Origin of the sequence: Spirillospora sp. NPDC049652, from assembly GCF_040675125.1 — a bacterium.
Lineage (GTDB): Bacteria > Actinomycetota > Actinomycetes > Streptosporangiales > Streptosporangiaceae > Spirillospora.
The window spans coordinates 1-11,727 of record NZ_JBFAOF010000142.1 but is presented as its reverse complement, the minus strand read 5'-3'; the positions used below and the strand labels follow the sequence as shown (position 1 = coordinate 11,727).

At 72.9% G+C, this 11,727-nt stretch carries 12 protein-coding genes; 4 read left to right on the top strand and 8 right to left on the bottom strand.

Annotation, left to right across the window (positions count from 1 at the left end; all coding sequences use genetic code 11):
* Together AB0J52_RS12690 and AB0J52_RS12685 are read left to right on the top strand one after the other, a co-directional pair.
* Window positions 1-779 (top strand): molybdopterin dinucleotide binding domain-containing protein (locus tag AB0J52_RS12690; RefSeq protein ID WP_500181716.1); only part of this gene is annotated, 779 nt, incomplete at its 5' end.
* Between the two features lie 479 nt (window positions 780-1,258).
* Window positions 1,259-2,179: a Rieske (2Fe-2S) protein gene (locus AB0J52_RS12685; RefSeq protein WP_500181715.1), complete on the top strand. Its 921-nt coding sequence runs from the start codon at window positions 1,259-1,261 to the stop codon at window positions 2,177-2,179.
* A 117-nt stretch (window positions 2,180-2,296) separates the two neighbouring features.
* On the opposite strand, the gene AB0J52_RS12680 is transcribed toward AB0J52_RS12685, so the two are convergent.
* The 3 genes from AB0J52_RS12680 to AB0J52_RS12670 form a co-directional block, all read right to left on the bottom strand.
* A complete protein-coding gene (locus AB0J52_RS12680) occupies window positions 2,297-2,557 on the bottom strand; it encodes a DUF8836 family protein (protein WP_500181714.1) in 261 nt (86 codons plus the stop codon).
* Window positions 2,558-2,633: 76 nt separating this feature from the next.
* On the bottom strand, window positions 2,634-3,401 hold the full coding sequence (locus tag AB0J52_RS12675) for a sulfite exporter TauE/SafE family protein (RefSeq protein WP_500181713.1): 768 nt from the start codon (window positions 3,399-3,401) through the stop codon (window positions 2,634-2,636).
* A 162-nt stretch (window positions 3,402-3,563) separates the two neighbouring features.
* Complete coding sequence (locus tag AB0J52_RS12670; protein ID WP_500181712.1) at window positions 3,564-4,352, bottom strand: ABC transporter ATP-binding protein; 789 nt, start codon at window positions 4,350-4,352, stop codon at window positions 3,564-3,566.
* 88 nt (window positions 4,353-4,440) lie between these two features.
* On the opposite strand from AB0J52_RS12670, the gene AB0J52_RS12665 reads away from it, so the two are divergent.
* On the top strand, window positions 4,441-5,307 hold the full coding sequence (locus tag AB0J52_RS12665; protein WP_500181711.1) for an Rv1486c family protein: 867 nt from the start codon (window positions 4,441-4,443) through the stop codon (window positions 5,305-5,307).
* Between the two features lie 124 nt (window positions 5,308-5,431).
* Here the strand turns inward: AB0J52_RS12665 and AB0J52_RS12660 are convergent, their stop codons facing one another.
* The 5 genes from AB0J52_RS12660 to AB0J52_RS12640 form a co-directional block, all read right to left on the bottom strand.
* Window positions 5,432-6,127, bottom strand: coding sequence for an RDD family protein (locus tag AB0J52_RS12660; protein WP_500181710.1), 696 nt, complete (start codon window positions 6,125-6,127; stop codon window positions 5,432-5,434).
* Between the two features lie 89 nt (window positions 6,128-6,216).
* Entirely contained in the window at window positions 6,217-6,666 is a 450-nt protein-coding gene (locus AB0J52_RS12655; protein ID WP_500181709.1) for a DUF2752 domain-containing protein, read from the bottom strand.
* A 698-nt stretch (window positions 6,667-7,364) separates the two neighbouring features.
* Complete coding sequence (locus AB0J52_RS12650) at window positions 7,365-8,156, bottom strand: PP2C family protein-serine/threonine phosphatase (protein ID WP_500181708.1); 792 nt, start codon at window positions 8,154-8,156, stop codon at window positions 7,365-7,367.
* A 40-nt stretch (window positions 8,157-8,196) separates the two neighbouring features.
* Window positions 8,197-8,892, bottom strand: coding sequence for a response regulator (locus AB0J52_RS12645; RefSeq protein ID WP_500181707.1), 696 nt, complete (start codon window positions 8,890-8,892; stop codon window positions 8,197-8,199).
* Window positions 8,889-9,500, bottom strand: coding sequence for a sensor histidine kinase (locus AB0J52_RS12640; RefSeq protein WP_500181717.1), 612 nt, complete (start codon window positions 9,498-9,500; stop codon window positions 8,889-8,891). The genes AB0J52_RS12645 and AB0J52_RS12640 overlap by 4 nt, the downstream gene beginning before the upstream one ends.
* 79 nt (window positions 9,501-9,579) lie before the next feature.
* On the opposite strand from AB0J52_RS12640, the gene AB0J52_RS12635 reads away from it, so the two are divergent.
* A partial coding sequence (locus AB0J52_RS12635) for a transglycosylase domain-containing protein (protein WP_500181706.1) occupies window positions 9,580-11,727 on the top strand: 2,148 nt, incomplete at its 3' end.

Here is an 11,727-nt window from a genome sequence, read left to right as displayed (position 1 = left end):
CCGACGCATCCCCCGCCGACCTGGACGAGCTGGTCATCATGTCCACGCTGGGCCGGGCGGTGGCGGCGGCCGGCTCGCCCGTCCACGGCCGCGACCCCGCCGAGCTGCGCAAGGTGCTCGCGGACGGCTCGTCGCCCACCGAGCAGCGCCTGGACATGATGCTGCGGCTCGGCCCCTACGGAGAGGGCTTCGGCGCGGACCCGAACGGCCTCACCCTCGCCCGGCTGCGCGACGAGCACCCGCACGGCGTGGACCTCGGCCCGCTGAAGCCGCGCCTCGCCGAGGTGCTGTGCACCGCGTCCGGCCGCGTCGAGCTGTGCCCGCCCGCGTTCGCCGCCGACGTCGACCGGCTCGCCGCCGCCCTGGACGCCCCGCGCCCCGACCTCGTCCTGATCGGGCGCAGGCAGCTGCGCTCGAACAACAGCTGGCTGCACAACGTCCCGGAGCTGCTCGGCGGCTCCAACACCTGCACCCTGCAGCTGAACCCGGCCGACGCCGAGCGGTTCGGGATCGCCGCGGGCGCCCGGGTGCGCGTGACGTCCCGGACCGGCGCGGTCGAGGCCGTCGCCGCCCCGACCGACACCGTGATGCCGGGTGTCGTCAGCCTTCCGCACGGCTGGGGCCACGGCCTGCCCGGCTCCCGCGCCCGGGTCGCCGCCGCCCGGCCGGGTGTCAACGTCAACGCCGTCACCGATGCCCACCTCATCGACCCCCTTTCCGGAAACGCCGCCTTCAACGGCGTCCCCGTCACCCTCACCCCGCTGCCCTCACCCCTCTAGAACGTCCGGCCCCGGCAAAGCGTTGGGGTCCCCCATCAAGATCTTTCCGACCCGTCCGGCCAGGTCGGAGCCGGATGTCCGGTGTGCTCCGATCCGTCCCGCCGCCGGGTCGGCCGGGCGTCGAAGGGCCGCCGGCCGCCCGGCGGGCGGTCCGGAAGCCGTGGTGATCTTTGGTTTCGGACGGGTAGGGGGTGTCCGATGCCGGGTTTAGGGATCCTTACCCACTGGTAGGACTCACCTCGGCGTGGACGGTCCGTCCCGGCGGAGGGCACCGGCGCCGTCCGGGTCCGCCCGTACGGGTCCGCCCGTACGGCTCCGTCCAGGCGGCGGCCACCCGGCCGCCCGGGCGGCGGTCGCGGCCGAGGCGGTGGCCCGGCGTCACCGGCGGCCGCCTGCCGCGGCCGCCGGAGCACCGGAGCCCTCCGGGCCGGATCCGTCCGGAACCGGAACGCAGGCACGCACCCGAGGAGGGGACGACCTTGAACCGACGGGCGAGCGACATCTTCCGGCGCGGTCCCCGGCCGCAGGTCCGGCCGCACCCGGTGGACATGGCCGAGAGCCTGGAGCAGGCCGGGGCCCTGGACCGCGCCATCCGCGTGATCTCCACGGGCGTCCAGCGGGTGCTCCCGCCGGGGAAGGCCAAGGACGCGCTGCACGGCGTCCCGATCGGCCATCCGGCGCATCCGCCGCTCACCGACGTGCCGATGGGCGCCTGGATCTCCGCGGCCGTCCTCGACCTGCTCCCGGGCACCCGGCGCGCGTCGTCCACGCTGGTCGCCGTGGGCCTCGCCGGGGCCGTGCCGACCGCGCTGACCGGCCTCGCCGACTGGTCCGCCCTGCACCGCGAGCAGCAGCGTGTGGGGCTCGTCCACGCGATGGCGACCGCGACGGCCAGCACCCTGTACACCGCGTCCCTGATCGCCCGGCTGCGCGGCCGGGACGGCGCGGGCCGCGTCCTCAGCCTGGCGGCCCTCGGCGCGGTCTTCGCGGGGAGCTACCTCGGCGGGCATCTCGCCTTCCGGCAGGCCGCCGGGGCGAACCACGCCGACCAGGTCTCCCATCTGGTCCCGCTCGGCTGGCACGACCTGTGCGCCGCCGCCGACCTGCCGGACGGCTGGCCGGTCCGCCGCACGCTCGGCTACATCAGCCTGTTCGTGCTCCGCGAGGACGACGAGGTCCACGTCCTCGCCGACCGCTGCAGCCACCTCGCCGGGCCGCTCCACCAGGGCCGGATCACGGTCGACGACGCCGGGGACACCTGCGTCGTCTGCCCCTGGCACGGCAGCACGTTCCGGGTCGCGAACGGCACCGTCGTCCACGGACCCGCCACCGGCCGCCAGCCCGCCTTCGAGACCCGCGTCAGCGAGGAGGGCATCGTCCAGGTCCGCCCGCTCTCCTGACACCGCCGGACCGTCCTGACACCGCCGGACCGTCCCGACGCCGCCGGCCGTCCCGACGCCGCCGGCCGTCCCGACGCCGGGACGACCGGTCAGCGGCCGGCGCTCAGCCGTCCGCGTTCACCCGTCGGACGATCCGGACGTCTCCGACACGTCCGGCGCCTCGTCCGAGATCGGGTACTCGACCAGCGCGAGGACGCGGCTGGCCATGAACCGGGCGGTGCGGACGGGTGTTCCGGTGCGGGTGACCTCGCTGACCTCCACCACGCCGCGCCGCGTGTCGATCTCGACCCGGCGGCCGGCCCGGGTGGCGGCGACCTCGTAGGTGCGGACGCCCTCGCCGCCCGCGTCGATGACGATCTCGACCCTGTCGCCCTTCATGAGCACCCCTCGCCACGTCGAACGTATATTCGACTCATACCCAGATCAAGGGGTCGCCAACCGTCGAAATCGCAGGTCAGACCAGGAATCTGTACAGCGCGACCAGCCCGACGACCACGATCACCGCGCGCAGCACGTTCGACGGGATGCGCTGCCCGACCTTGGCCCCGAGCAGCCCGCCGAGCGTCGAACCGGCCGCGATGAGCAGCACGGCCATCCAGTCGATCCCGGTCCGGCCGATCGCCCAGGAGCTGATGAAGACGACCGCCGCGGTGCCGTTGACCAGCGCCGACAGCACGTTCTTGGCGGCGTTGACGCGCTGCAGGTCCTCCTTCAGCGCGGTGCCGAGCAGGCCGATCAGGACGATGCCCTGCGCCGCCCCGAAGTAGCCGCCGTACACGCCCGCGCCGAACACCCCGGACCACAGGCCGACGCCGCCGTCCTCCCGGTGCCGCCGCTCCCGCGCGCGCAGGAAGCCCTGCAGCCGCGGCTGGACGATCACCAGCACCAGCGCGATGACGATCAGGACCGGGACGATCACGTCGAACGCCGAGGCGGGCAGCTCCAGCAGCAGCAGCGAGCCGAGCGCCGCGCCCAGCACCGACGCGCTGCCGAGCCGCAGCAGCCGCCCGCGCTGCCCCCGGAGCTTGTCCCGGTAGCCGTAGGCGCCGGTCACCGACCCGGGGACGAGCCCGATGTTGTTGGAGACGTTCGCGGTCACGGGCGGAAAGCCGAGGGCCACCATCGTCGGGAACGTGATGAGCGAGCCGGAGCCCACCACGGTGTTGATCCCGCCCGCGGCGATCCCCGCGGCGAAGACCGCGACCGCGTCGAACAAGTCCACTGTCGTCCCGTCCCATGATCCGAGCGTGCTGCGAGTCCCCCGATGCTAGGGAAGGGCAAATTCGCCGGATTCGCCGGGGTCGTCCGTCCACATGCCGAGACGCAGGTCAGCGGCCGGACGGGCACCGGCCCCCACCGCCGTGATCGGTCGCGGCGGGCCGGATCAGTACACCGCTCGCGCGTACCAGCGGCCGTTCTGCCGGTCCACGGTCAGGGGGAGGCCGAAGCAGGCGGTCAGGTGCTCGGGCGTGAACACCTCGTCCACCTTCCCGGCGGCGACGACGCCGCCCTTGCGCAGCAGCAGGGCGTGCGTGAAGCCCTCCGGGACCTCCTCGACGTGGTGGGTGACCATCACGGTCGTCGGCGCGGCCGGGTCGTTCGCGAGGACGCTGAGCCGGCGCACCAGGTCCTCACGTCCGCCGAGGTCGAGACCGGCGGCGGGCTCGTCCAGCAGGAGCAGTTCGGGGTCGGGCATCAGCGCGCGGGCGATCTGCACGCGCTTGCGCTCGCCCTCCGACAGCGTGGCGAACCGCCGCTTGACCAGCTCGGAGCAGCCGAGCGCCTCCAGCAGCCCGATCGCGCGCGCGAGGTCGGTGGACTCGTACTCCTCCCGCCACCGGCCGATGATCGCGTACGAGCCGGTCAGCACCACGTCGAGGACGGTCTCCCCGGCGGGGACCTTCTCCGCGACCGCGACGCTCGCGAACCCGATGCGGGGCCGCAGCTCGAACACGTCGGTGCGGCCGACCCGCTCCTCGAGGATCTCCACCTCCCCCTCGGTGGGGTGCAGCAGCGCGGCGGCGATCTGGAGCAGCGTCGTCTTGCCCGCCCCGTTCGGCCCCACGACCACCCACCGGTCGCCCTCGTCCACCGTCCATGTGACGTCGCGCAGCAGGGAGGCCCCCTCGCGCTTGACGCCGACTCCCCGGAGTCTCAGTACCTCGCCGGCCATCGCGCGCCTTTGTCCCCAATCTGGCTACTCAGGTGATCCGATTCGCAAGAGAGAACCTATGCGATTCGCAGCGCTTATGGTGGTCGGCATGGACGCAGGCGCTGACCGAACGGGCTCGACGGGCGACGCGGCGACCGCGCTCTGCGCGTGGGGGAACGCCTGGCTCGCCGGACACGTGGGCCTGGACGAGGCGGTGGACGCGGTCGAACGCGCCGCCGGGCCCCAGCTCGTCGGCCCCCCGCGGCCCGCCCCGGACCCGGTGTCCGCCGGGGGCGCGGTGGGTCCCGCGCACCATGCGGATCCGGCGCTCGGGCTGCCCGGAGCGGGCGGGGACGTGACCCTGCGGCAGGCGCTCGGCGAGCTCCGCGTGGAGGGGATGACGGCGCTGCGGCTGGCGCTGCCGGTGCCCGGCGACCCGCTCGGGCTGACCGGCCCGGCGGTGTTCAACCGGGCGGCGATCGAGGCGGAGTCCGCGGTCGTGGCCGTCCTCTCCGACCGCGCCGTGGGGCTGGTCCCGCGCGTGGACCTGCGCGGCTCGTCGTACGCGGGCGTGCGGTGGGAGGTGTCGCCCGCGGCCGCCGGACGGCCCGACGTGCCGTCCCTTCCGGAGGCCGACCGGGACCTCACGATGGCGATGCGGGAGGCCACCGAGGCGCTGCTCACGGTGAACGACGTCGCGCCCGTCCCGCCGGAGATCGCCGACGAGCTGATGAACCTGCGCTCGGCCGGGGCGGACGAGCCGCCGCTCGCGCCCGGGTACCCGCCCCGGGCGCAACGCACCGCGGCCCGCGCCGTCCACCTCGCGACGGTCGTCCGGCTGGCACGCCGGATGGAGGCGCGCGGCCTGGACGCCGCGCGGATGCGCCGCCGCGACGAGGCCCTGCGGCTGCTGGACCGGGCCGTCCGGCGGGCCGTGGTCTCCGCCTGCGACAGCGTCTTCGACCCGGTCTCCTGACCGCTCCCCCGCCCTACGGCGCGGCGGACGCTGCGAGCCGGGCCGGACGCGGTGAGCCGGGCCCGGAAACGCGGAACGGGGCGTCTCCCCCTTGGAGGACGCCCCGCAGCGAGGAAGGCCTTGGTCAGGCGCGGACGACGAGGGTGTTGACGATCTTGTCGGCGAAGGTCTGCTTGCGCTCGTCCCACAGCGGCCACAGCCAGCCCACGTAGCAGGCGATGTTGTCGACGACGTGGCAGAGCCGGCGCACGAAGGCCATGCCGAAGCCGATCGGCTGGCCGGTGTCGCCGCTGACCAGCTTGATGCCCATCTGGCGCTTGCCGATGGTCTGCCCGGTGGTGCCCTCCTGGTACATCATCCAGAGGCCGAGACCGAAGCCGGCCGCCGCGCCGATCAGCATCAGCAGGCCGCCGAACAGCGCCGCGCCGCCGCCGTTGCTGGCGATGATGGAGCCCAGGAAGTACAGGACGCCGGTCGGGAGACCGACGATCAGGCCGTCGATGAAGGCGCCGCCGACGCGGGAACCCCACTCGGCGAGCTGGCCGCCGCCGCCGGGCGCGCCGCCGTAGTACTGCGGCTGGCCGTAGGCCGGCTGCGCCGGCTGCTGGCCGTATCCCGGCTGCTGGCCGTATCCGGGCTGCTGCTGGCCGTAACCCGGCTGCTGCTGGCCGTACCCGGGCTGCTGCCCGTAGCCCGGCTGCTGCGGCTGCTGGCCGTATCCCGGCTGCTGCTGCCCGTAGCCGGGCTGCTGGCCGTAACCCGGCTGCTGCTGACCGTACCCCGGCTGCTGCTGGCCGTACGGGTCGTAGGGGTTGCCCACACTCGCTCCTTGATTGATTGACCCTGTGGTGTTGTGACGTCCGCCGGCCCGGGAGGGCTCCACGGACCTGGCGGGCGACGGACGCCTGCTCAGACCCGCAGGACGCCGAGCCTGACGAGCTGCCAGAGCTCCGAGGCCGCGAGTGCGGCCACGAGGACCCCGCGACGGGTCTTCGGAGCCAGCTCCCACCACCGGGCCCCCAGCCCGAGCGGAGCCAGGGCGACCGCCACGGCTCCGGTGAGCGCCACCGGGTTGGCGAGCACGGCCCGGCCGGGACGGCCCGCACCGAACTCGAGGAACACGGTGGTGCCCCCGCACAGGGGGCAGGGGATCCCGGTGACCGTCCGGAGGGGACAGATCACGCCGGGGTCGTGGACGCGGTGGACCCAGGCCGCGGCGACCGCCGCCGTGGCCATGGCCGCGACCCGCAGGGCTGCGCCCAGGGGGCCGCGTCGCGCGGCGACGAGGCTCCGGTCGACCAGGACGCCGAGCGCGCCGCGCGGCGCGCCGACGGCCGTCGGTCCGGTCGTTCCCCCCACCGATTCCTCCGCCTCGATGACACTTCGTCCGAGTGACCCATATATCGGGTCCACCCCGCGTCGGGTCAAGTCAGGACAGGTATCCGCGATGCGACCGTTACCTGGCGCTTGACCGGCCTCACCCTGGCAGCAGGGTAAGACATTTCGCCCCAACGGAGTGCACGATTGCCGGGATAGGACGTAGCAGGTCAGCCCGGAACCGGTCGGACAGCGTAACAGAACGCTCGCACCTGCCACATCCGTCACTCGAACCCGAAAACCACCAGGTAGCAGCCGGTTGACGGCCGTCCGGCGGGCGGTCCGGCCCAAGGTGGCCAACCCGTGAAGTACGGCGAATCAGAAGGCGGCGTTCAGGAAGCGGAAAGCCGGCGACGCGGCCGGAGGAAGGGCGCGACGGGGATCTGAATACGACGCGAGGAGTCCGAAAAAGCAACGCATTGGAAACGCCTGAACACGCAGATGCGCCACAAGAGGAACACGATGACGCGCGGCAGCGCGAGGGACGTTGCGGCGGTGCGGTGACGCCCGGGCGGCGCGTCACTCAAGTGCGCGGCGACACGAGGCGCGGCCTGGGTGCGCGGGCGTGGGGCGGTGGGGCGCCGGTGGGAGCTGCGGCGTCGGTGCGCGGCCGTGGGAGCAGGACGGCACGACGCGGTGAGGCGTGCGGCCCGTGGTGGGGGGTCGGCGGGCGCGCGGTCTCAGGCGTTGGCCGCCGCGCCCACCGTGAGGGGGGCGGCCGGCGGGACGGCGGCGAGGTGGTCGGCCTCGACGACGTCGGCGACGACGGCGGTGATGTTGTCGGGTCCGCCGCCGTCCCGGGCCAGCCCGATCAGCCGCTGGACGGCGCGCGCCGGGTCGGGTTCGGCGGCGAGCACCTCGTAGGTCGTCTGCGGGTCCACCACGTTGGACAGGCCGTCCGAGCACAGCAGGTAGCGGTCGCCGAGGCGGGCCTCGCGCATCCGCAGGTCGGGCTCGCGGTCCTCGCGTCCGTCCAGCACGCGGTAGAGCACGTGCGAGAGCCGTGAGGTCTCGGCCGGGTCCGGGGTCTGGCCGGACTGCTCGGCCTCGGCCTTGAGCAGCTCGTCCATGGTGTGGTCCTGCGTGATCTGGAACAGCTCGTTGTCGCGGAGCAGGTAGCCGCGCGAGTCGCCGATGTGCGCGAGGGCGACGCGGGCGCCGTCCCAGAGCATGGCGGTGAGCGTGGTCCCCATCCGGGACAGGTCGGGGCGTTCCTCGCGGACGATGCGGAGCTTCTCGTTGGCCTCGGCGACCGCGCGGCCGAGCACCTGGACGAGGTCCTCGACGGGCGCCTCGGCGTCCAGTGAGCGCAGCGATCCGATGACGGTCGAGGAGGCCACCTCGCCGCCGGCGTAACCGCCCATGCCGTCCGCGACCGCGATGAGACGCGCCCCGGCGAACCCGGAGTCCTCGTTGTTCTCCCGGCTGCATCCGATGTCGCTGCCTGCTGCGTACCTGATTGCTACGTTCATACCGATTTCGATGACGATCCTGTCAGTGGAAGTTGTTCTATCAGTCCGCGACGAGCCCGTGCCGGACGGCATGGAGCGCCGCCTGCGTCCGGTCCTGTACTCCCAGTTTCATGAGCAGATTACTGACGTGCGTCTTGACCGTCTTCTCGGAGACCGCGAGGGCACGCGCGATCTCCCGGTTGGACCTGCCCCGCGCGATCTGCACGAGCACCTCACGCTCCCTGTCGGTCAGCGCGGCCAGGCCGCGGTCGTCATGCCGTCCGTCGCCGCCGGCCGGGCCGGCCGCGAGCACCGCCTCGGCCGCGTCCGGCGCGAACAGCACGTGTCCGTCGTGGACCGCCCGGATCGCCTGGACGAGCGCCCCCGGGTCCACGTCCTTGTACAGATACCCAGCCGCGCCCGCCTGAACTGCCGGCAGCACGTGGCCCCGCTCGGTGACGCTGGTGAGCACCAGCACCCTGGACGCGACCCCGCGCGCACGCAGTTCGGTGAGCGCGGACAGGCCGCCCGCGCCCGGCATCTTCAGGTCCATGAGCACGATATCGGGCTCCAGCCGCTCGGCCAGGGACACGGCCTCGACGCCGTCCGCGGCCTCGCCCACCACCTCGATGTCGTCCTGGATGCCGAGGTAGGTGCGCAGCCCCTGCCGGACGACCGGATGGTCGTCGGCGATGAGCACCCGGATCCCGGCGCCGCGCGCCGCGCCGCCGCCTGTGCCGCCCACAGGGCCGCTCAAAGGGCCACCTCCACACGGACCACCGTGCCCCTGCCGGGCGCGGTGTCGATCGACAGTGTGCCCCCGATCGAGCGCGCCCGGTCCCGCATCGAGACCAGTCCGAGACCGTTCGGGCCTCCGTTCCCGGGCGTGTCGCCGTTTCCGGTGGCGTCCGCCGCGCCGCTCGCGGGCGTGTCGGACCTCGCGGGCGTGTCGGACGGCGTGAACCCCCTGCCGTCGTCGGCGATCTCCAGGGTGACGGCGTCCGGGCCGGTCGTGAGCCGCACGCGGACGGTGCGCGCCCCGGCGTGTCGCAGCGCGTTGTGCAGCGCCTCCTGCGCGACCCGGAACAGCACGAGCTCCTGCTCCTCGGCCAGGCCCGCCGTGCCGTCCGCCTCGCACCCGGGTGGGCCGGGCGGTCCCGGTGGCCCCGGTCGGCCGGGCGGCGGCGGAGGAGGCCGCGGGCCGGGTGGGCCCGGCGGTCCGGGAGGCCCGGGCGGACCTGGTGGCCCCGGTGGACCCGGCGGTCCCGGTGGTCCTGGCGGCCCCGGCGGTCCGGGTGACGACTTCTGGGGTGCGGAAGAGCGTGAGGGCGGACGCCGTGGCCGCGGTGGTGGCGGCGGAGGCAAGGGCGGCAAGCCGAAGAAGACCGGCTGGCGCCGCTACGTCCCGTCCTGGAAGATCGTCGCGGGGGCCACGGCGCTGTGCGTGCTGGCCGTCTCCACCCTGATCGTCGTGGGCTACATGCTCACCGGCGTCCCGAAGGACGCCCAGGACGGCGTGAACGACCAGGGCACCTCGATCCTGTACGCGGACGGCTCCACGCCGATCGCGCGGGTCGGCACCCGGCGGCAGAGCGTCCCGATCAAGCAGGTGCCGCCGGTCGTCCAGAAGGCGGTGCTCGCCGCCGAGGACCGCAACTTCTACGGCGAGACCTGGGGCGTCTCGCCCAAGGGCCTCGGCCGCGCCATCTACAAGACGGCGACCGGCGGCGACGTCCAGGGCGGCTCCACCATCACCCAGCAGCTCGCCCGGAACTACTACCAGGGCCTCAGCCGGGACAAGACGATGAGCCGGAAGGTGAAGGAGATCTTCATCTCCATCAAGCTCCGGCGCAAGGTCGACCCGAACCAGATCCTGGAGATGTACCTGAACACCGTCCCGTTCGGGCGCAACGCCTACGGGATCCAGGCCGCCTCCCAGGCGTACTTCCGGACCGACGTCAAGAACCTGAAGTACGAGCAGGCCGCGATGCTCGCCGCGATGATCCAGCGGCCGAGCTTCTTCGCCACCCAGGGAAACTCGGTGAACCACCGGCTGCTGGTCGAGCGCTGGCACTACGTCCTCGAGGGCATGGTCAAGATGGGCGTGATCACCGAGCAGCAGAAGCAGAGCGCCAAGTTCCCGAAGACCACCAAGGCGTGGAGCGACGTCAAGGGCAACTCCCAGGGCGTCTACATCCAGCAGCGGGTCGAGTCAGAGCTCAACGGGCTCAAGCTCGACGAGAACTGGCGCCAGAACGGCGCGCGGATCACCACGACGCTCGAACCCAAGTGGATGAAGTACGCCCAGGACGCGGTGAACGAGGCGGGCGTCAAGAAGTGGCCCAAGAACATCTCCAGCGGCCTGATCGCCGTCGACTCCAGCAACGGTGAGATCAAGGCTTTCTACGGCGGCGACAAGCGGCACAACGGCGACTACGACACCGTCTTCAACCCGAGCGCCCAGGCCGGTTCGTCCTTCAAGCCCTACGTGCTGGCCGCCGCCCTCAAGCAGGGCTACAGCATCAAGTCCACGATCGACGGGCATTCGCCGCAGTGCTTCGACTCTCAGGGCGAGGACCTGAACGCCGGAGTCTCCCCGTCCTCGTGCGCCACGAAGGGCGGCTACCGGGTCCAGAATGACGCGGGTGACGGGCCGCTGGGCGTCATCGACCTGGTCAAGGCGACCGAGAAGTCGGTCAACACCGCCTACGTCAAGCTCGGCCTCAAGCTGGGGACGAACGAGGTCGCCAAGACCGCCATGCAGTTCGGCGTGCCGCAGAAGTCCATCGACGGCATCAAGCAGGGCGGCGGCGGCATCCCCGGTGGTATCTCCCTGGGTATCGCCGACGTCCCCGCCGTCAACCAGGCGGCCGGTTACGCGGCCTTCGCCAACGGCGGCCTGAAGGTGACCCCGCACCTGATCAAGAAGGTCGAGCGGTTCGACCCCAAGTCCAAGAAGTGGACGGCGATCCCGCTCCCCTGGGACAAGGAGAAGCGCGAGCGCGTCCTCGACCCGGACCTGGCCGCGCAGGCCGACACCGCGATGAAGGCGGTGGTGCGCAGCGGTACCGCCACCCGGGCCAGGCTCGACGACGGACGCGATGTGGCCGGTAAGACCGGTACCACCGAGAAGAACGTCGCCGCCTGGTTCGTCGGCTACATCCCGCAGCTGTCCGCGGCCGTGACGATGTTCAACAAGAACCACAAGACGATCGAGAACATCCCCGGCTTCCAGGGCAACAGCATCTACGGTGGCACGGTCCCGGCCGCGATCTGGAAGTCCTTCATGGAGAAGGTCATCCACGGGGAGAACCTGCCGGCGAAGAACTTCCCGGAGCCGACCTACTCGGGCACCCAGCCCAAGCAGTGGGACACGCCGACATCGTCGCCGAAGCCGACCAAGGAGCCGACCGAGACTCCGAGCTGCCCGCCTGGCGAGACCCCGGGCCCGGGCAAGGGGCGGAAGGGCTGCCGGCCGACCACGCCGACGAGCCCGCCCACGTCGCCGACCCGCCCGTCCACGCCCCCGCCGGACACCAACCTCCCGCCGTGCGGCCCCGCCGGCGGAGGCAAGCCGCTGTGCGACCCGGAC

Bases quoted from the DNA above. Each gene is read 5' to 3' on its own strand.
- AB0J52_RS12680 (WP_500181714.1), bottom strand. From the start codon at position 2,557: ATGAAGGGCGACAGGGTCGAGATCGTCATCGACGCGGGCGGCGAGGGC.
- AB0J52_RS12670 (WP_500181712.1), bottom strand. From the start codon at position 4,352: ATGGCCGGCGAGGTACTGAGACTCCGGGGAGTCGGCGTCAAGCGCGAG.
- AB0J52_RS12665 (WP_500181711.1), top strand. From the start codon at position 4,441: ATGGACGCAGGCGCTGACCGAACGGGCTCGACGGGCGACGCGGCGACC.
- AB0J52_RS12650 (WP_500181708.1), bottom strand. From the start codon at position 8,156: ATGAACGTAGCAATCAGGTACGCAGCAGGCAGCGACATCGGATGCAGC.